Here is an 18,937-nt window from a genome sequence, read left to right as displayed (position 1 = left end):
GGACTGCGAGGAGCAATGTCGGAAGGGCTGGGCATATGGCAACTGATCGCGAGCGGCGACGCCACGCTGTTTGCCATCGTGCGCCTGTCGCTCGCCGTGAGCCTTTCGGCTGTCGCGATCGCCATGGTCGCAGGCCTGCCGCTGGGCGCAATTATCGCGCTGGCACGTTTTCCCGGTCGTTCGGCGATCGTCGTGCTGCTGAACGGTTTCATGGGCCTGCCGCCGGTGGTGGTCGGGCTGACGGTCTATCTGCTGCTATCGCGATCCGGGCCGCTGGGTGAATTCGGCCTCTTGTTCACACCCGCCGCCATGGTCATCGCACAGGCGCTATTGGTGCTGCCCATCGTTGCCGCGCTGACTCGCCAGACGGTCGAGGATCTGTGGCGCGAGTACCGTGAGGAACTGACTGCGATGCAGGTCGGGCCGGCGAGCCTGGTCGCCACGCTTTTGTGGGACGGCCGCTTCAGCCTCGTCACGGCTCTGCTCGCGGGTTTCGGCAGGGCGGCGGCCGAGGTCGGCACCGTGATGATCGTCGGCGGCAACATTGATGGCTTCACCCGCACCATGACGACGGCAATCGCACTTGAAACCTCGAAGGGAAACCTGCCGCTCGCCATGGGGCTCGGCCTGATGCTGATTTTCCTCATCTTGCTGATCAACGCCGCCGCCTGGGGCGTGCGAGTTTGGTCCGAGCAACGGGCTGGCTAGGGATGCGGGCTGCTCAGAGCGATCTTCCACTTGTCCTCGATGACGTGTCGCTGGTCGCCGGTGCGACGACCATCCTGGACCGGGTGAACCTGACGATCGGGCCGCGCGCGCCGACTCTGGTCGTCGGCCCGAACGGGTCGGGCAAAACCTCCCTGCTGCGGCTCTGCATGGGGCTTGTTGCACCTTCTGCTGGAACCCTGACTTGGGGGGGACGAACGTTTTCCCCGCCGACACGGCGTGCAATCCTGTTCCAGAAGCCGGTGATGCTGCGTCGCTCGGCGGCCGCGAATGTCGCCTATGCACTGGCTCAAGCGGGCTGTCCGCGCCGGCTCCGGGCCCCGCGCGTGGAGGAACTGCTCGAGCGCGTCGGTCTTCTCGATCTCGCGACACGTCCGGCACGGCATCTCTCCGGTGGCGAGCAGCAGCGGCTGGCCCTCGCCCGCGCCCTGGCGCGCCAGCCCGAGATCCTGCTGCTCGACGAGCCGACAGCCAGCCTCGATCCGGCGGCGACGCGTTTTGTCGAGCAGATCATCATCACGGCTGCCCAATCGGGCACGAAGATCATCATGGCGTCGCACCACCTCGGCCAGGTACGCAGGATCGCGGGAGACGTCGTCTTTCTGCTCCGAGGGCGCGTTTGCGAGCATGCCGACGCCGACGACTTCCTTGACCGCCCCGCGACCCCGCAAGCCGCTGCCTTCGTGCGCGGCGAGCTCGTGCTTTGATCAACTGGACCGAGATTGAGATGCTGACCCGCCGAATATTCTCTGCGCTTGTGGTGCTTCTGATGCTAGCAGGCGGCGCGCCTGCCCAGGACCAGTCGATCGTCGTGGCGTCGACGACCTCGACCCAGGATTCCGGCCTGTTCGATCACATCCTGCCGCTGTTCGAGAAGAAAACCGGCATCGGCGTGAAGATTGTCGCTCAGGGCACCGGTCAGGCGCTCGACACCGGTCGGCGTGGCGATGCCGACGTGGTCTTCGTCCATGCCAAGGCGCAGGAGGAGAAGTTCATCGAGGAAGGCTTCGGGGTGAAGCGCTTCGACGTGATGTACAACGACTTCGTCCTCGTTGGCCCCAAGAGCGACCCGGCGGGCGTCAGCGGGACCAAGGACATCGCAGCCGCGCTGATCGCCATCAAAGCCAAGAAGGCGGCCTTCGTGTCGCGTGGTGACAGGTCCGGCACCCATTCGGCCGAATTGGGTCTGTGGAAGACGGCCGGCATCGACATCGAGGCGGCCAGGGGCCCGTGGTACAAGGAGATCGGGCAGGGCATGGGGGCGGCGCTCAACGCCGCGGCAGCCATGAACGCCTATACGCTTTCCGATCGTGGCACTTGGCTGTCGTTCAAGAATCGTGGCGAGTTGGACATCGCCGTCGAGGGTGACAAGCGGCTGTTCAATCAGTATGGCGTGATGCTGGTGAATCCTCACAAGCATCCAAGCGTCAAAGTGGAGGCCGGCCAGCGCTTCATCGATTGGCTGATTTCTCCGGAAGGCCAGAAGGCGATCGGAGAGTACAAGATCGACGGCCAGCAGCTCTTCTTCCCGAACGCGCAGCGCGGGCGTTCCTGAAGCTGGTTGCAAACAGGCTCGCGTCTGCTTCAATATCGCGCCATGACGAGAACGTTTTCTTCGACGGGCCCGCTGACTCCCCTGGAAGCGGCGCTCGACGCGCTGCTCGATGGTGTAATGCCCGTCACCCCCCGCTTGGTGCCGCCTGAACAAGCCTTGGGCTATGTCGCTGCCGGGATGCCGCCTGTCGTGCCGGCTCAGCCTGTGCGAGACATCGCTGCCGTCGACGGCTGGGCGTGTCGCGCCCTCGACCTCATGGGGGCATCAGCCTATTCGCCCTTAGTTTTGCCGGTCGCGCCGATCTGGGTCGAGACGGGTGAGGCCATGCCTGAAGATCGCGACTGTGTGCTGCAGGCCGGCCTCGTCGATTGCAGTGGACCGATGATCCAAGCAGCAGCTGAAGCGGTGCCCGGTCAGGGTGTGCGCCGGGCGGGCGAGGATATGGCGGCGGCCCGCCCGCCAATGCTTGAGGGAAAGGCGATCGGCGTCGCCGACCTGCTGGTCGCCCGCAAAGTGGGACTGAGCCAGCTTGCCATACGGAGCCCGCGCGTGCGCGTGATCGATGTCGCTGCCGACAGCCACGAGACATTCTCCATGCGGCTCGTGGTCGAGAGCCTGAGTGCCTCGGGCGTTTCGATCGTCGGTATAGAGACCGTAGAGCGCGACGCGGCATCGATCATTGTCGCTCTTGACGGCGAGGCCTGCGATTTTCTGCTCCTGATCGGCGGTACTGGTGACGGCCACGCCGACGTGACCGCCGAGGCTCTGGCGCGGCGCGGGGTGTTGATTGGGCACGGCATTGCCTTACGGCCCGGAGGGACAACGGCAATAGGCCGGCTCGGCAAGACACCGGTGGTCGCATTGGCCGGATCGCCGCACCAAGCTTTCGCCGGGTTCCTTGCGCTTGTCCAGCCAGTCCTGGACCGCCTGTCGGGCAGATCTGAACGGCCCGGCATCATCTTGCCGCTCTCGCGGAAAATCTCATCCGCGGTCGGACTTTACGAGCTCGTTCTGCTCGGGAAGGAAAGGGACATGTGGACGCCGCTCGCGGTCGGCGACTTTTCGCTGGACGCGATGCGGCTTGCCGACGCCTGGCTTGCGGTCCCGGGCGATAGCGAAGGGTATGCCGCCGGTACGCCCGTCTCCGCCTTTCCGCTCCGCAACTTTTGATCGAGTGAGCCGCTATGACGAATTCTCCATCATCGGCCCGGCAGAACAGCGGGCAGGAGCAGTTCCTGACGATATTGTCGCGCGAAGCTGCGCTGGCTCGCTTCGAGGCAGCGCTGTTTCCCCGCCCGTTGCCGACCGAGACGCGGACGCTGGCCGACGCGCTCGGGCTGGTTCTTGCCGAGGACGTGGCGGCGCCGGTCGACGTGCCGCCCTTCGACCGCTCCAATGTCGATGGCTTCGCGGTACGTGCGGCCGATCTGGCTGCCGCCTCTGAAACCCGTCCCGTTCGGCTTGAGCTGAATGCGGAAGCGATTGCCTGCGGCACGGTTCCGCAACTCCCCGTTCTGACCGGAACCGCCACACCCATCGCAACCGGCGGGCCGCTGCCGCGTGGCGCGGACGCCATCATCATGGTGGAGCATACGCATCCGGTGGGATTGAGTGCCATCGAGGTGGGGCGCGGCATCTCGCCCGGCCAGTTTGTCTCCAATGCAGGATCCGACATGGCGCGAGGAGAGGTCGTGCTGCGCACCGGAACGCAAATCGGCTCGCGCGAAATCGGCATGCTCGCCGCGTGCGGAATCGCACAAGTGGCCGTGGCGCGCAGGCCACGCGTGGCCGTGCTCTCCACTGGCGATGAACTCGTTCAGCCGGGCGAGCCGCTGCGGGCGGCCGGCATCTATGACGCCAACGGGCCGATCATCGCTGCGGCTGTCACTGAAAATGGCGGCGAAGCGCATTTTCTCGGCGCCTTCCCGGACGACGAGGCAACGCTTGAGACGGCTATGCGCGAGGCGCTCGCCGCCCACGACGTAATGATCCTGTCGGGCGGCACGTCCAAAGGGGCAGGGGATGTCACGCATCGCATTATCGGCCGACTGGGCAAACCCGGCATCATCGCCCACGGCGTGGCGCTGAAGCCCGGAAAGCCGCTTTGCCTTGCGGTGTGCGGGGGCAAGCCGGTCATCGTCCTGCCGGGATTTCCGACCTCGGCCATGTTCACCTTCCATGACATGGTGGTACCCGCCCTGCGGCGCATGGCGGGGCTGCCGCCGCGCGTCGATGCTCAGGTCACCGCAAGCCTTCCGTTGCGGGTTCCTTCAGAACTCGGACGGACCGAATTCGCGATGGTCTCCCTTGTGCAAGGGCAGGGAGGATTGACGGCCTATCCGACTGGTAAGGGCTCGGGAGCGATAACATCCTTTACCCAGGCGGATGGCTTCATCCGCATCGAGGCCCTGGCCGATCACGTGCCTGCCGGTGCCGACGTGCCGGTGACGCTGTTCACGCCGCGGGTCCGCGTTCCCGACCTCGTCGTCATCGGCAGTCATTGCGTCGGCCTCGATCTGGTCGTTGGCGAACTTTCGCGTCGCGGTATTTCGGTGCGCTCGCTGTCTGTGGGAAGCCTGGGCGGTCTTGCGGCGGCCAAGCGCGGCGAGTGCGATCTCGCTCCCATCCATCTCTTCGACCCGAAGACGCGGAACTACAACGCGCCCTTCCTCGGTGACGGTCTCGAACTCGTGCCAGGCTGGCGCCGCATGCAAGGTTTGGTGTTCCGCCGAGGGGACGAGCGCTTCGAGGGCCTCGGCGCGGAGGACGCGGTCCGTGCCGCGCTCGCCGATCCCGATTGCATGATGGTCAACCGCAACCAAGGCTCGGGAACGCGTATCCTGATCGACCAACTCCTCGGCGCGGAACGCCCGGACGGCTACTGGAACCAGCCGCGCACACACAATGCCGTGGCCGCGGCGGTAGCGCAGAAGCGCGCTGACTGGGGCGTCACCATTGCGCCGGTCGCGCGTGCGGCCGGGCTCGGTCTTATCCCGTTGACCGAAGAGCACTACGACTTCGCGCTGGTTTGCGCGCGAAAGGATCGGCCCGCGGTGCACGCGTTTCTCGAAGTCCTCCAGACCGACGAGGTGCATTCGGCGCTGGAGCATGCGGGGTTCAGCCGGCCGGGTTAGCGGCAAGCAACGCGGCCAGCCGCTCGGCTTCGGCGAGGTCCTCGACTGTGTTGGCGTTGAAGAACGGGTCCACCGGCTCTGCCGGCCAGGATACGGTGGCAAGGCCGTAGCGACTGGTCCACCGGTCGATCTTGCGCAGGCCCTCGTTGGTCAACGCATGCCGCAATTCGCCCCGCAGGGCGACTTTCCAGAGACCTATGACCGGATGCGCCTGACCGCCAGATGCCGCCACCGCCAAATCCGCCCCCTCGGTCATGCGCGCCCGCTGGAGGCGTGCAACGAGGTCGCGCGGCAGGAAAGGACAATCACCGGCGGCGCTGACCACCCACTCGACGTCGGGCCTGTTGTCCGCCGTCCAATCGAGCGCGGCGAGCATGCCGGCGAGCGGCCCAGGATAATCCTCGATCGTGTCGGCAACGACTGGCAGGCCAAAACGGGCAAAGCGAACGGGGTCGCCATTGGCATTAAGCACGAGCCCCTCGCATTGAGGTCCTAGCCGTTCGATGACATGCTCGAGCATCGTGCGTCCGCCGATCACGCGCGTCGGCTTGTCCCCGCCGCCCATGCGCCGACCCAGACCGCCGGCGAGCACGACGCCCAGCGTCATGGGCCGCTCAGTCGTCATGCTCGGCACCCTTGCGGCGGTGGCGCGGCGCTTCCTCATCGACCGAAGCGATATCCTGGTCGAAGACGATCCGCTCCTGGCCCGAAAGTGCGGTGAAGCGCTTGCCGCGCGCCCGGCCGACCAGCGTCAGCCCCACTTGGCGGGCCAGCGCCACGCCCCAGGCGGTGAAGCCGGAACGCGAAACCAGGATGGGAATGCCCATCCGAACCGTCTTGATCGTCATCTCGGAGGTCAGCCGCCCGGTCGTGTACATGATCTTATCCCCCGGATCGATGGCGTGGCGGTACATCCAGCCGGCGATCTTGTCGACAGCGTTATGGCGGCCGACGTCTTCCATATAGCAGATTGGCGTGCCCTCTCCGCAAAGGACGCAGCCATGGATCGCGCCTGCCTCCAGATAGAGCGACGGCATGGTGTTGATTTTGTGCGTCAGCTCGTAGAGCCAGGAGGTGCGAAGCTCAGCGGGCGGGAGCGTGATGTCTTCGATCGCCTCCAGCACGTCGCCGAAGGCGGTGCCTTGGGCGCAACCCGAAGTCTGCGTTCGCTTTCTGAGCTTCTGCTCGTAGTCGGTGTTGCGCTCGGTGCGAACGACCACGACCTGGAGGTCCTCGTCATACTCGACGTCCGTCACCACATCGGTGGGCAGAAGCATGTTCTGGTTCAGCAGATAGCCGAGCGCAAGATATTCAGGATAGTCGTTGACCGTCATCATCGTGACGATCTCCTGAGCGTTGAGATAGAGCGTCAGGGCACGTTCGATCGGTACGCGGACCTCTACCGCCGCGCCTGTATGGTCGATGCCCGCAACCAGCTCCGTCAGCCGTTGGTCTTGCGGATCGGGTGTGATGATAGCGTGTTCCGGTTGGCGTAGCATCAAAGGCATGGCAGTCTCCTGACGTCGTATTCTGGCTCGCGCCTGCGCTAGCTTGCCGTATCTTACAGGCTGTTCAACCGAAGCTGATTAAAAAAAGCCGGATTGATGCGATTACGAAGAAGCCGACACGCTCGTAGAGTGGGAATATAAATGGCGCAAATCTCGGATGACTGCTTCGCTTTCGGCGGACAGATGCGGCCCATCGACGAGACTGCCGCGCTGATCGCCTCGAAACTCAGCGCCGTACAGGAGGTCGAGACGGTCCCGCTCTTGCTGGCGGATGGGCGCGTCCTGGCAAAAAAGATGGTGGCATCGCTGCCGCTGCCGCCCTTCACGAATTCCGCGGTCGACGGCTACGCCGTGCGAGGGGCAGATCTGCCGCAGACCGTCGAGACGGCATTCGCCGTTGCCGGGAGGGTTCAGGCCGGCATGGCGGCGAATGAACCTGTGCAGCCGGGCCAGACGGTACGCATCTTCACTGGCGCTCCAATGCCCGACGGGGTCGACACGGTGTTCATGCAGGAAGACGTGAGCATCGACGGCTCCGGCAGGATCCTTCTCCCGCCCGGCCTGAAAAAGGGTGCCAATGTGCGCCCTGCGGGTGAAGATGTCGCATTGGGCGAGGCCGTCCTCCCGGCGGGCCATCGGATGCGGCCGCAAGATATAGCGCTCGCCGCCGCATTGGGGTTCACGGAACTCCAGGTTAGGCGCAGGATACGCGTCGCAGTGTTCTCGACCGGGGACGAAATCGTCGCGCCGGGAGACATGCGCGGACCGGCGCAGCTTTTCGACTCCAACCGTTTCATGCTGACGGCGATGCTCGCTCGACTCTGCTGCGACATCACCGATCTCGGTATCCTCGTGGATGACAGCAGACTGATCGCTGAAAAGCTGAGCGAAGCGGCATTAAGCCATGACCTGATCCTGACTTCGGGCGGTGTGTCGACGGGCGAGGCAGATTGCGTGAAGGCCGCCGTCGAGAGTGCCGGAACCCTGGTGTTCTGGCGCGTCGCGATCAAGCCTGGCCGGCCGGTCGCCATGGGGGTGATCGATGGAACCCCGCTGATCGGACTTCCTGGCAATCCGGTGGCGAGCTTCGTCACCTTCGCGCATATTGCCCGCCCGGCAATCCTCGCCCTTGCGGGAGCCCTCCAGCCACCGCCGACCCCGATCGCTATGCGGGCCGCCTTTTCCTATAGCAAAAAGCAGGGACGGCGGGAGTATGTGCGAGCAAGCGTACGCGCGGCCGCGGATGGATGCTACGAAGCGACGAAGTTTCCCAGGGAAGGCGCAGGACTGTTATCATCCCTGGTCGCGACCGACGGTCTCGTCGAGTTGGGAGAGGAGATAGTCCGTGTCGAGCCAGGTCACACGGTCCAGTTCCTCCCCTATTCCAGTCTTATGTGAGCGCCGTCGGATCGCGTCCTCGAAACGAGAGCCGCAACCCAGGCTCGATTGACGCGGCCAGGTCCCGTCGGGCATCATGCCGACCATGATAACCACGACGAAGTTGGATCTGACCGGGCTTAAGTGCCCTTTGCCAGCATTGAAGACTCGTAAGGCGCTGAAAGCCTTGAAGCCAGGCGAGCGGCTCGAGGTTCACTGCACGGACCCGCTGGCGGTCATCGATATCCCCAATCTGCTCAACGAAATGGGCGAGCGACTTGAAGCGACGGAACGCGACGGCGATCGCGTCGTGTTCATGATCGAAAAGACGCAGCCCGCGACGATGTGACGAGTTGCACCCCGTCGGCGGCGGTCCCAAGATTTGCGAGGCAATGCTTGCGCTGGTCGTGCAGGGGACATGTCGTGCCTCATAGTCGACATCCTGGTCCGCGGGGTATCGTTAAGAGGTAAGGGCGTTTCACTCGGGGAGGTGAGCACATGACGATCCAGGAACGACGGCCGCGTGATCGCGGACCAAAGGGCAGGCCGCTGGATGACGCCGCGCTCGCCGAGGTCCAGGCGCTCCTGGGCGCGCGCCAGCGACGGCGCGACTTGCTGATCGAATTCCTTCATCTGATCCAGGACCGATATGGCTGCCTGTCGGCGCGGCATTTGCGGGCGCTGGCGCAAGATATGCGCTTGTCGCAGGCCGAGGTCTACGAGGTGGCGACCTTCTACGACCATTTCGACGTTGTGAAGGAAGGCGAGATGCCGCCGGCGCCGTTGACAATCCGCGTGTGCGATTCAGTGAGTTGCATGCTGGCGGGCGCCGACACCCTCCTGGCCGAATTGCAAGCGGGCGCCGATCCAGCGGCGATCAGGGTCATGCGTGCGCCCTGCATGGGCCGTTGCGCTGGCGCGCCTGCCGCGCGTATCGGTGATCGCGAGGTCGACCAGGCAACCGCCGAGGGCCTGAGGCGCATGGCCGCGGCAGCGGAGACCGGTGTGAGCCTGCCCGATTATGTCGGGCTGGAGGCGTATCGGCAGGCGGGCGGCTACCAGCTTTTGCAGCGGGTACGGATTGGGGCGCTGACCACGGACGAGCTCATCGCCACCCTGGGCGATGCAGGCTTGAGGGGTCTGGGCGGTGCGGGTTTTCCCGCTGGCAAGAAGTGGCAGTTCGTGCGTTCCTATCCGGGCCCGCGTCTGATGTCGATCAATGGCGACGAGGGGGAGCCCGGCACCTTCAAGGACCGCATCTATCTCGAGCGAGATCCGCACCGTGCCTTTGAGGGTGCATTGATCGCGGCGCACGCCGTCGAGGCGGAACGGATCTATCTTTACATGCGTGACGAATACCCTGCGGTGCTCGCCATTCTTCGTCAGGAGATCGCCGCACTCGAGGCCACCGGCATCGTCAAGCCGGGCTTCATCGAGCTCCGCCGCGGCGCTGGTGCGTATATCTGCGGCGAGGAGAGTGCGATGCTGGAAAGCATCGAGGGCAAGCGCGGCATGCCGCGCCACCGCCCCCCCTACATCGCCGAGGTCGGCCTGTTTGGACGGCCGACCCTCAACCATAATGTCGAGACGCTCTGGTGGATCCGCGACATCGTCGAAAAGGGCGCGCAATGGTTCGCTGCGCAGGGCAGGCCCGGCCACCCCGGCATCCGCTCATGGTCCGTATCCGGCCGGGTGAAAAATCCCGGCGTCAAGCTGGCGCCGGCCGGCGTCACGGTGCGCGAATTGATCGACGACTATTGCGGCGGCATGGCGGACGGTCATGAGTTCAAGGCCTATTTGCCGGGCGGCGCCTCAGGCGGCATCCTGCCAGCAGCACTGGGGGACATTCCGCTCGATTTCGGCGGCGATCTGGCCAAGCAGGGCGCCTTCGTCGGCTCCCATGCTATAGTCGTGTTCTCGCAGGCCGACAATATAAAGCAGGTCACGCTCAACCTCATGAAATTCTTCAAACATGAGAGCTGCGGGAAGTGCACGCCTTGTCGCGAGGGAACCGAAAAGTTGGTGGCTATCTTGCAGGAGCAGGGCCCGATGCCGGAAGACAAGATTCGCGACCTCGAAGCCGTGATGCGCGATTCGTCGATCTGCGGCCTGGGCCAGGCGGCGCCCAATCCGATCAACCATCTGCTGACGCATTTCCGGAGTGACCTCTGATGGCCGAGAGCGTGGTATTCACCCTCAATGGGCAAACCGTGAGCGCCGCCCCTGGCGAGACTATCTGGGATGTCGCCAAGCGCCAGGGAACAAAGATTCCGCATCTGTGCCATGTCGACATGCCGGGCTATCGTCCCGACGGCAATTGCCGCGCCTGCATGGTCGACATCGAAGGCGAGCGCGTGCTGGCTGCCTCCTGCGTTCGCCAGCCTTCCGCCGGCATGGTCGTGAAAACCGATACCGAACGCGCCCGCAAATCGCGCGAGATGGTATTCGAGCTTCTCGCAAGCAACATGCGACCGGCGAGCGACGGTCCAGACAACCAGTCGGCATTCTGGCAATGGGCCGGTTCGATGGGGATTTCGGGCAGCCGATACCGTTCCAAGTTCACCGAGGAGGGGCTAGCGCCAGAATTCGACATCACCAATCCGGCCATTGCCGTCAATCTCGACGCGTGCATCACCTGCGGCGCTTGCGTGCGCGCCTGCCGCGAGGTGCAGGTCAACGACGTGATCGGCATGGCCGAGCGCGGCAATCACTCGATTCCTGTCTTCGATATGCACGATCCGATGGGCCTGTCGACCTGCGTCACCTGTGGCGAATGCGTCCAGGCTTGCCCGACTGGTGCGCTCTACGAGAAATCGCTGATGGACGAGACCGGCAAGACGCGTGTCGTCCAGGCGTTCGACAAGGTCGTCGATACGGTTTGCCCGTTTTGCGGCGTTGGCTGCCAGACGCAGGTCGCTGTCAAGGACAATAAAATCGTCCAGGTTGACGGCCGTAACGGTCCGGCGAACGAGAACCGGCTCTGCGTCAAGGGGCGCTTTGGCTTCGACTATGTGATGTCGCCCGAACGGCTGACGAAGCCGCTGATCCGTCGCGACGACGCGCCGAAGGCCGGCGACATTGATCTGCGCAGTGTCGACCCGCTGACAGTGTTCCGCGAGGCCAGCTGGGAAGAGGCGCTGGAGCGCGCTGCCAGCGGGCTGAAACGCATCCGCGACCAGCATGGTGGCACGGCGCTGGCTGGCTTCGGCTCGGCAAAGGGGTCGAATGAGGAGGCCTATCTCTTCCAGAAATTCGTCCGGCAGGGTTTCGGCACCAACAATATCGACCACTGCACCCGGCTCTGCCACGCCTCTTCCGTGGCCGCTCTGATGGAGGGCGTCGGCTCTGGCGCGGTCTCGGCGCCTTTCATGGACGCCATGAAGGCCGAATGCGTGATCATCATCGGGGCGCGGCCGGCGACAAACCATCCAGTGGCCGCCACCTATTTCAAGCAAGCGGCAAAGCGCGGCACCAAGCTGATCGTGATGGATCCGCGCGGCCAGGAACTGATGCGCCACGCCAGCTATGCGCTGCGCTTCAAGCCGGGCAGCGACGTGGCGATGCTCAACGCGCTGCTGCACGTCATCATAGAAGAGAGGCTCTATGACGAGCAGTACATCCAGGCCAATGTCTCCGGCTTCGAGGCATTGAAGGCCAAGGTGAAGGATTTTTCGCCCGAGGCGATGGCTCCCGTCTGCGGCATCGAGGCCGGTGTACTGCGCGAGGTGGCGCGCACCTATGCCAAGGCGGAGCGCTCGATGATTTTTTGGGGCATGGGCATTTCGCAGCACACCCACGGCACGGACAATTCGCGCTGCCTGATCGCGCTGGCGCTGATCACGGGGCATGTCGGGCGCGCCGGCACAGGCCTGCATCCGCTGCGCGGCCAGAACAATGTCCAGGGCGCCTCGGACGCGGGCCTCATCCCGATGTATTTCCCCGACTACAAATCGGTGGAGAATGCCGATATCCGCGGCCAGTACGAGAATTTCTGGGGCCAGACGCTCGACCCCAAACGCGGCTTGACCGTCGTCGAGATCGTCGACGCGATCCATGACGGCGAGATCCGGGGCATGTACATCATGGGCGAGAACCCGGCCATGTCCGATCCGGACCAGAGCCATGCGCGCGCCGCACTCGCCAAGCTAGAGCATCTGGTTGTTCAGGACATCTTCCTGACCGAAACAGCGTGGCATGCCGACGTGGTGCTCCCTGCCTCCGCGCATGCTGAGAAGCTCGGCACTTACACCAATACCAATCGGCAGGTGCAGATCGGCCGGCCGGCCGTCAACCTGCCGGGCGAGGCGCGGCAGGATCTCGATCTCATCATCGAGCTTGCCAGACGCATGGGGCTGGACTGGAACTACGGGCACGTTTCGGACGTCTTCGGCGAAATGGCGCAAGTAATGCCGTCGCTGAAGCACATTTCCTGGGAGCGCATCGAACGCGAGGAGTCCGTCGTCTATCCTGCCGATGGTCCTGATGTTCCTGGCAACGAGATCGTCTTCACCACCGGGTTTCCGACCGCGGATGGCCGCGGGCGCATCGTGCCCGCCGACCTCCTGCCTCCCGACGAGGTGCCCGACGACGAATATCCTCTGGTGCTAACCACCGGGCGCCTGCTGGAGCACTGGCACACGGGCGCCATGACACGCCGCGCCGGGGTGCTCAACGCGATCGAGCCCTACGGCATTGCTGCAATGAATCCCTACGAGATCAAGCGCCGCGGGCTGGCGCAGGGAGACGTGATCAACGTGGAGACGCGGCGCGGCATTGTCGAAGCCATTCTGCGGGCCGATCGAGAGGTCGCCGATGGCATGGTGTTCATGCCGTTCTGCTTTAACGAGAGCCCGGCCAACATGCTTACCAATCCTATGCTCGATCCTTACGGCAAGATCCCCGAGTTCAAATATTGTGCCGCGCGGATCGTGCCGGCATCGAGATCGGTCGAAGCTGCCGAATGACGTTTGGAACCTGCCCGCGGAGGTAGTGTTGGGAGACGGCTGACTTGAGGAAGTCCATTGCTCGACGGCCGCCGGAATAGTCGGGCAGGCCGTCGCGAAGGCTCGCGACAGGTGGGAGGGGCGCTATCGCCGGCCAGATGTCAGCCATAGTTGTGCGGAACGCCCTCAACTCGGCGTTCTTCTCGCGAGGTTTGATTTGGCTGAAGGCGACGCGAAATGCCATCACCGGCCGACCAGCAGCAGCCTTCTGACGAGTGCTGCTGTTAGAGTGTTTCGTTAGGATAGACGCCCCAAAGGCGGGTTTGCCTGACGAAACCTGCCAGCGACTTGACCGCGACCCTGCACCATTGCCCGTCGCAGCGCACCAGTTCGACAATTACTTCCGGCGCCAGCCAGGCGGTGACGAGGCTGGAAACCGAAGGCTTCCGGCGCAGCGCGATCTTGTCCTTGCTCCATGGGGCGGTTACAGCGGTCCTTCGCCCCGAAAGAAGCGGACCGAAGACCCAGCCGGATGTTCCCTGCCAATCTCGCACGCGCCGCCAGTTTCCATATTCCTGGTAGATTTCAAGCGGAATCCTGGGCCGGACATAAACCCATTCGACGTCATATTGGGTGCCCGGTCCGACCCGCATATTCACAGGAGAACTCTTCAACGACGCGAAGCGGGGCAAGGCAATCCCGTTGACAGCAGCTTGAGGGCCGGCCTTTGTGACAGTTGCAACACATAGTGCAGCGATGAGGCAACAACGAAGGACGCTACCCGTGACGAAAAAGCCGCAACCGGTGTCTTGATAAGTCGACGAGACGACGTTGCTCCGAGGCGCACAACCGCGGCGTCTCACAGCGAAGCCCCATGCGAAGGATTGAAGAGGGCTCGAGGACATCTTTCGATATTGCCGCGTGGTCCTGGTGAGACAACGTCGGGAGAGGCGAGTTGCAGCGTTCGCATGGGCGTTCGATCCCACCTACCGAGTGAGCGCGTAGCAATCGATTTTTTTGAGCGCCAGTCGCCCGCAAGCGCGCCACGCTTCCGACTTGTTATCGAAGCCGGCATATCGGGCGCGGTAGTACACATCGCCATCTTTTTCGAAGGCCTCGGTAAAAGCAGAAGTGTTCGAAAGCAGTTTTGGCGCTTTGCGAGCCGCGAGTGAAAGGATTTCACGAGCTGCGGCCTTGCTTGGCATCGATCCAATCTGGATGATCCATTGACCTTCTTGGGTGGAAGCGGTGCTGATCGGATCGATGGCATCGGCAGACAAGGCCTGCTCCCTGGACACATCGCCCATCGCCTCAGCGGCGAAAGCGGCTCGGGAATCGGCCACCCGGGCTGGCTTCCACGTCGGAGTGGGCACCGATGCGTTCGAAGCCGCGGAGGCGACCAATGCGCTTTCTCCGCCACGATCGATCCTGAACCGGTCCGGACCGTTGGAAGCCTTAGCCAGATAGCGGCTGATGAGACGCTTCATGCGTGCATCTCGGCTCCTGACCGTATGTCCGCCCATCACCACCGCGACGATGCTGCGGCCCTGCGCCTCGACGGAAGAAACCAGGTTGAAGCCCGAGGCATTCGTGTATCCCGTTTTGATCCCATCCACGCCCTTCACCCGGCCGAGCAGATGGTTGTGATTGCCGAAGCGCCGACCTTTGTATTTGAAGGATCGGGTGTTGAAGTAGGAATAATAGCCAGGGTGATGATCCCTGAGCGCCAGGCCAAGGCGTGCCATGTCGCGCGCCGTGGTCTTCTGGGCTGTGTCGGGCAGTCCGTTAGCGTTCCTGAACGTGGTGGAGGTCATTCCCAACTGTCGTGCTTTTTGCGTCATGAGACGTGCAAAGCCGACCTCCGACCCGCCGAGGAACTCGCCAATGGCCGTCGCGGCATCGTTGGCGGACTTCGTTACCAGCGCCAATATGACCTGTTCGACGGTGATCGTTTGACCCTGCTTCAGTCCGAGCTTGGAGGGCGCCTCGTTGGCAGCATTGGCCGATACCGGTATTGCCGTGCCTTTCGAGATCCTGCCGCTCTCGAGGGCGTCGAAGATGAGGTAGAGCGTCATCATCTTGGTGAGAGATGCTGGATAGCGCGGAACGTCCGCATGATCCCTGTAGAGGGTCTTGCCGGTCTTGGCATCGATGACAATGGCTGAAAATCTGGAATTGGCCTGCACGGCGGAAGCAGAGGCGGCGCAAAACACGATGACGACCGAGATCCTCAAGGCGAATTTCAACAATGACGCCGGCAAGGCGACAAGCTTCTCCAATACCAGATACATTCGCCCGCCCGTCGCCGCTCCGTGTAAAATGTGGCCGGGCGATCCGGCCATCGGATCACGAAGCTAGGCAGGCACCGTTACCAATTGGTTATCGCATTCTTAACGAGAGGCCTCAAATTGTCTCGGCTCTATCCCTCGATTCCGCACCAGATAAGGTCGGTCGCCGTGACGGTTCGCGGAACTTGACGCCGCACGGCTCGAGGCGCGCATCGATTGCGGCGCCGACTACCAGGATGCTTCCGCGGAAGACAAGCCGATCTTGCTAGAAGATTCTATTCTACATCCTCACGTCCGTACCCTAAGCGCTTGCTCCAGCCTGTCGGCGATCTGTGTGACGAGATAGGCAATCACCATGTAGATCACGACGGCAATTACGAAGGCTTCGAGATAGTAGAAATTCAACGCGGCGGTCAGCTGTGACTGCGCGAAGATATCGACAACTTCGATGGCGAATCCGAGTGAAAGCGCCTTCATGATAACCATCATCGAGGTTGTCAGATCGGGAATTGCTGTCAGGGCGACCTGGGGAAATAGCACCCGTCGAAACAGTTGCCCCCTTGTATAGCCAAGCGAATAGGCTGCGTCTGCCTGACCGGTGTCAAAGGCGTTGAGGGCTCCCTTGATAATCTCGGCCTGGAACGCGGCGACACAGCCGGTCACCGCAATGACAAGGATAACCCAATTGGGCGTTTGGTGGGCGTTGAAGTCTATGCCAACCAATGAAAACAGAAACTGAAGCGCGGGGGGAAGACCGAAATAGGCGAGGAAGATCACGATCACCATCGGAACGCCCTTGAAGACGACCTTGTAGGCCATGACGAGCTCTCGCAGTGCGGGAATCCGTCTATATTCCACAAGCGCAAACAGGCTGCCGACCATCGTCGAGAGCACGAAGATCGTGAGGGCCATTGCAAGCGTTACGGGTACGGCGCCCAGAATTTCCCGCGAGTCCTGGAGCAGGATATCGGTCTCAAACATGGTCAAATACCCTTGTTAGGTCACACGCTCGCGATCAGTGTGTTCTTGATCTGAGCAGATGTCGTAGCCTCCGGTGCCTGCATCGGGGAACGAAGCTCGAAGAAGCGGACGATGAGCCATGCGATCAGGCACATCACCGAATAGATGACCGCCAGCACGAGATAGGTTTCGAACTGGTACTGATTATAGTCGCGCTCCATGATCAAATGCGCGGTCGCCATGACATCCGCCGCCCCGATGTACATCACCAGCGCAACGTTATGGATCAGGTAGATGACGGAGTTCCCGTAGCCCGGCAATGCGAAGTGCACTGCTTGTGGCCCGATGACGCGCGTGATTTTCTGGCGAAAGGTATATCCAAGACTGTCTGCCGCATCATGCTGGCCGCGATCGACGGCCAGATATGCAGGTCGCAGGACTTCTGACAGGTAGCCGCCGTGATAAAAGCTCAATGCCACCATCGCAGCGATCGTCGGCGAGAAAAAATCTTCGGAGCCGAACAGGATTACCAGCAAGGGAAGCCCGTAAAACGCAACGAACAATTGGAGGACGACGGGAACACTCCGGGCATAGGATACGTAGAGATCCGCCAGGTGACTGATCACTGGCACCCTGCGGACCCGGAGTGTTGTCGCAAGGAGAGCTAGGCAGAACCCAGCAATGAGGGCCGTAAAAGTGATGGCCAGCGTCAGCGGCAACGCCGAGAGCAACTCGGGAATCATAGCAGAAACGTCCACTTGGAACACTCCTTCTTGCAGTTCTGCCTCAACGCCGGCTATCCAGATGCAGCTGAGGACGCCTTGTTACTTCATGTATTTCACGATGTCCTCGCCGAACCACTTCTGCGAGAGCTTGTCGATCGTGCCGTCGTCCTTCAGTTCCTTGAGCACCTTGTTGACGTCCTCGGCCAGGATCTTGTTTTCCGCTGACCGGTGAATCAGCATGTACGTGTTGTTGCTGTAGACCGGATCGGATGCGACGATATCGAGCTTCTTGTTGTCGATGACCGCCTGCTCACCGAGGTTAGACGGTAGAACCAATGCGTCGAACTTGCCGTTCTGAACTTCATCCAGGCGGTTCGGGTAGGGGATCCCGGCGCTCGATGCCGTGACGTCGAGCTTGTATTGCGGATTCTCTTTCTGCCAGTTCATGATGAACTTGTAGGTTCCGCCACCGGCTGTGGTCGGAACGATCCTCTTGCCGACCAGGTCCTTCATTTCCTTTATGCCGCTGTCTTTCTTGCTGTAGATTTTCATCAGACTGGCGCCCATCGGGTTCTCTGGAATGATGAATTGCTTCTCTCGCTCGGGCGACTTGTAGTAGCCACCTACGGCGATGTCGTACTTCCCGGTGGCAAGGCCGGTTTCCTGGGCGATGTCGGACACACCTTCCATTTCGAACTTGTATTGCGGTAGCTTCGCATTGATCGCCCTCAGAAGATCGGGCTCATAGCCTTGCGGTTCGACGCCGATGGCGCCCCAGGCCAGCGGCTTGGATTCGGCAGACGTCGCGATCTTGATCGTCCGGACGGTCTGACCATAGCTGGTCCCCGCGGTTGCGAGGGCAATTGCGATGCCACCAGCGACGGCCAGGACATAGCGGCGGGAAAAACCGGATGTGATTGCAGACATTTCTTGGGTTCCCTTCTTGTTGAGCTATTGAAAAGCGAGTTCCGACTGCAGGAATTGAGCCAGTCGTGGACTGGAAGGCGCGTCGAAGATTTCAGCCGGACTGCCGTCGGCGGCAACCACGCCACGGTCCATGAAAACGATCCGGTTCGAGATGTTCTTTGCGAATTGCATCTCGTGGGTCACAAGCAGCGACGTGATCCCTGACGACGTGACATCCTTGATCACCTTCAAAACTTCACCGACAAGTTCAGGGTCCAGCGATGACGTAGGCTCATCGAAGAGGATGACGTCAGGACGCACCGCCAGCGCGCGTGCGATGCCGGTGCGCTGGAGCTGGCCGCCCGAGAGCTGGGATGGATAGCTGTCTCGCTTCGACGAGAGACCGACCCGATCGAGCTCTCTGAGCGCGATTTCCCGCGCCTCTTCCCTGGATTTGCGCTGCACCACAACGAGCGGATCCATCACGTTCTGGAGGACCGTCATGTTCTTGAAGACGTTGAACTGCTGAAAGACCATCGCCGTCCTCAACCGGATCGCCTGGACAGCGGCCTTGTCGGCACGCTGGTAGTCCATCCGAATCTGATCGAACGCGATGGTTCCTGACGACGGCTTGGCCAGATAGTTGATGCATTTCAGCAGCGTGGTCTTGCCGGTGCCACTGGGGCCGATGATCGACACCACGTCACCCCGCTTTACCGAGAGATTGACGCCGTTCAGGACCTGCGTGCTTCCGTAAGACAGCTTTATATCTTTGAGTTCAAGCATTGCTGGTTGGCCCTTCGGGAAGTGTGGGA

At 62.4% G+C, this 18,937-nt stretch carries 17 protein-coding genes; 9 read left to right on the top strand and 8 right to left on the bottom strand.

The window, feature by feature from the left end:
- The first annotated feature begins 15 nt into the window (after positions 1–15).
- The 5 genes from FJ986_RS12645 to FJ986_RS12625 all read left to right on the top strand — a co-directional run bounded on the left by FJ986_RS12645 (position 16) and on the right by FJ986_RS12625 (position 5,415).
- The gene (locus FJ986_RS12645; RefSeq protein ID WP_140674425.1) at positions 16–708 is read left to right on the top strand and encodes an ABC transporter permease; all 693 of its coding nucleotides are present in this window, start codon (positions 16–18) and stop codon (positions 706–708) included.
- Between the two features lie 2 nt (positions 709–710).
- Positions 711–1,433, top strand: coding sequence for an ATP-binding cassette domain-containing protein (locus FJ986_RS12640; RefSeq protein WP_140521330.1), 723 nt, complete (start codon positions 711–713; stop codon positions 1,431–1,433).
- Positions 1,434–1,495: 62 nt separating this feature from the next.
- Positions 1,496–2,281, top strand: a complete 786-nt coding sequence (locus FJ986_RS12635; RefSeq protein WP_224519050.1) for an extracellular solute-binding protein — start codon at positions 1,496–1,498, stop codon at positions 2,279–2,281.
- A gap of 42 nt (positions 2,282–2,323) precedes the next feature.
- Positions 2,324–3,451 carry a molybdopterin-binding protein gene (locus FJ986_RS12630; RefSeq protein WP_140565616.1) on the top strand — a complete coding sequence of 376 codons (1,128 nt, stop codon included), beginning with the start codon at positions 2,324–2,326 and terminating at the stop codon, positions 3,449–3,451.
- 14 nt (positions 3,452–3,465) lie between these two features.
- Positions 3,466–5,415 (top strand): molybdopterin biosynthesis protein, encoded by a 1,950-nt coding sequence (locus tag FJ986_RS12625; protein WP_140671136.1) that lies wholly within the window; start codon positions 3,466–3,468, stop codon positions 5,413–5,415.
- On the opposite strand, the gene mobA is transcribed toward FJ986_RS12625, so the two are convergent.
- Both mobA and FJ986_RS12615 read right to left on the bottom strand, forming a co-directional pair.
- Entirely contained in the window at positions 5,399–6,040 is a 642-nt protein-coding gene (gene mobA / locus FJ986_RS12620; protein ID WP_181167225.1) for a molybdenum cofactor guanylyltransferase MobA, read from the bottom strand. The two genes, FJ986_RS12625 and mobA, sit on opposite strands and share 17 nt — an antisense overlap.
- On the bottom strand, positions 6,030–6,914 hold the full coding sequence (locus FJ986_RS12615) for a formate dehydrogenase accessory sulfurtransferase FdhD (RefSeq protein ID WP_140517502.1): 885 nt from the start codon (positions 6,912–6,914) through the stop codon (positions 6,030–6,032). Before FJ986_RS12615 ends, mobA begins: the two co-directional genes overlap by 11 nt.
- Positions 6,915–7,064: 150 nt before the next feature.
- Here FJ986_RS12615 and glp point away from each other — a divergent pair, with 150 nt between their 5' ends.
- The 4 genes from glp to fdhF all read left to right on the top strand — a co-directional run bounded on the left by glp (position 7,065) and on the right by fdhF (position 13,264).
- Positions 7,065–8,321 carry a gephyrin-like molybdotransferase Glp gene (gene glp, locus FJ986_RS12610; protein WP_140517401.1) on the top strand — a complete coding sequence of 419 codons (1,257 nt, stop codon included), beginning with the start codon at positions 7,065–7,067 and terminating at the stop codon, positions 8,319–8,321.
- A gap of 76 nt (positions 8,322–8,397) precedes the next feature.
- Positions 8,398–8,649 (top strand): sulfurtransferase TusA family protein, encoded by a 252-nt coding sequence (locus FJ986_RS12605; protein WP_224624179.1) that lies wholly within the window; start codon positions 8,398–8,400, stop codon positions 8,647–8,649.
- 149 nt (positions 8,650–8,798) lie between these two features.
- Positions 8,799–10,472 (top strand): NAD(P)H-dependent oxidoreductase subunit E, encoded by a 1,674-nt coding sequence (locus FJ986_RS12600; protein WP_140674423.1) that lies wholly within the window; start codon positions 8,799–8,801, stop codon positions 10,470–10,472.
- Entirely contained in the window at positions 10,472–13,264 is a 2,793-nt protein-coding gene (fdhF, locus tag FJ986_RS12595; protein WP_140674421.1) for a formate dehydrogenase subunit alpha, read from the top strand. The genes FJ986_RS12600 and fdhF overlap by 1 nt, the downstream gene beginning before the upstream one ends.
- Before the next feature lie 263 nt (positions 13,265–13,527).
- Here the strand turns inward: fdhF and FJ986_RS30770 are convergent, their stop codons facing one another.
- The 6 genes from FJ986_RS30770 to FJ986_RS12565 form a co-directional block, all read right to left on the bottom strand.
- Entirely contained in the window at positions 13,528–13,902 is a 375-nt protein-coding gene (locus FJ986_RS30770; RefSeq protein ID WP_281405485.1) for an SH3 domain-containing protein, read from the bottom strand.
- 327 nt (positions 13,903–14,229) lie between these two features.
- Positions 14,230–15,534, bottom strand: a complete 1,305-nt coding sequence (locus FJ986_RS12585) for a D-alanyl-D-alanine carboxypeptidase family protein (protein ID WP_140663837.1) — start codon at positions 15,532–15,534, stop codon at positions 14,230–14,232.
- A 285-nt stretch (positions 15,535–15,819) separates the two neighbouring features.
- A complete protein-coding gene (locus FJ986_RS12580) occupies positions 15,820–16,512 on the bottom strand; it encodes an amino acid ABC transporter permease (RefSeq protein ID WP_140622759.1) in 693 nt (230 codons plus the stop codon).
- 20 nt (positions 16,513–16,532) lie between these two features.
- Positions 16,533–17,249 carry an amino acid ABC transporter permease gene (locus FJ986_RS12575; RefSeq protein WP_140499340.1) on the bottom strand — a complete coding sequence of 239 codons (717 nt, stop codon included), beginning with the start codon at positions 17,247–17,249 and terminating at the stop codon, positions 16,533–16,535.
- Positions 17,250–17,315: 66 nt separating this feature from the next.
- The gene (locus tag FJ986_RS12570) at positions 17,316–18,143 is read right to left on the bottom strand and encodes a transporter substrate-binding domain-containing protein (RefSeq protein WP_140499338.1); all 828 of its coding nucleotides are present in this window, start codon (positions 18,141–18,143) and stop codon (positions 17,316–17,318) included.
- Between the two features lie 24 nt (positions 18,144–18,167).
- Positions 18,168–18,908 (bottom strand): amino acid ABC transporter ATP-binding protein, encoded by a 741-nt coding sequence (locus tag FJ986_RS12565; protein WP_140521338.1) that lies wholly within the window; start codon positions 18,906–18,908, stop codon positions 18,168–18,170.
- Positions 18,909–18,937: the final 29 nt, after the last annotated feature.

Source organism: Mesorhizobium sp. B1-1-1, from assembly GCF_006442955.1.
In the GTDB taxonomy this organism is placed as follows: Bacteria; Pseudomonadota; Alphaproteobacteria; order Rhizobiales; family Rhizobiaceae; genus Mesorhizobium.
Note: the sequence above shows the minus strand (reverse complement) of the source record. Positions and strands in the feature narration are given on the sequence as shown.

What these genes read in the sequence shown, in the direction of transcription:
- FJ986_RS12645 (WP_140674425.1), top strand. Translation starts at nt 16, where the DNA reads ATGTCGGAAGGGCTGGGCATATGGCAACTGATCGCGAGCGGCGACGCC.
- FJ986_RS12640 (WP_140521330.1), top strand. Translation starts at nt 711, where the DNA reads ATGCGGGCTGCTCAGAGCGATCTTCCACTTGTCCTCGATGACGTGTCG.
- FJ986_RS12635 (WP_224519050.1), top strand. Translation starts at nt 1,496, where the DNA reads ATGCTAGCAGGCGGCGCGCCTGCCCAGGACCAGTCGATCGTCGTGGCG.
- FJ986_RS12630 (WP_140565616.1), top strand. Translation starts at nt 2,324, where the DNA reads ATGACGAGAACGTTTTCTTCGACGGGCCCGCTGACTCCCCTGGAAGCG.
- FJ986_RS12625 (WP_140671136.1), top strand. Translation starts at nt 3,466, where the DNA reads ATGACGAATTCTCCATCATCGGCCCGGCAGAACAGCGGGCAGGAGCAG.
- mobA (WP_181167225.1), bottom strand. Translation starts at nt 6,040, where the DNA reads ATGACGACTGAGCGGCCCATGACGCTGGGCGTCGTGCTCGCCGGCGGT.
- FJ986_RS12615 (WP_140517502.1), bottom strand. Translation starts at nt 6,914, where the DNA reads ATGCTACGCCAACCGGAACACGCTATCATCACACCCGATCCGCAAGAC.
- glp (WP_140517401.1), top strand. Translation starts at nt 7,065, where the DNA reads ATGGCGCAAATCTCGGATGACTGCTTCGCTTTCGGCGGACAGATGCGG.
- FJ986_RS12605 (WP_224624179.1), top strand. Translation starts at nt 8,398, where the DNA reads ATGCCGACCATGATAACCACGACGAAGTTGGATCTGACCGGGCTTAAG.
- FJ986_RS12600 (WP_140674423.1), top strand. Translation starts at nt 8,799, where the DNA reads ATGACGATCCAGGAACGACGGCCGCGTGATCGCGGACCAAAGGGCAGG.
- fdhF (WP_140674421.1), top strand. Translation starts at nt 10,472, where the DNA reads ATGGCCGAGAGCGTGGTATTCACCCTCAATGGGCAAACCGTGAGCGCC.
- FJ986_RS12585 (WP_140663837.1), bottom strand. Translation starts at nt 15,534, where the DNA reads ATGTATCTGGTATTGGAGAAGCTTGTCGCCTTGCCGGCGTCATTGTTG.
- FJ986_RS12580 (WP_140622759.1), bottom strand. Translation starts at nt 16,512, where the DNA reads ATGTTTGAGACCGATATCCTGCTCCAGGACTCGCGGGAAATTCTGGGC.
- FJ986_RS12570 (WP_140499338.1), bottom strand. Translation starts at nt 18,143, where the DNA reads ATGTCTGCAATCACATCCGGTTTTTCCCGCCGCTATGTCCTGGCCGTC.
- FJ986_RS12565 (WP_140521338.1), bottom strand. Translation starts at nt 18,908, where the DNA reads ATGCTTGAACTCAAAGATATAAAGCTGTCTTACGGAAGCACGCAGGTC.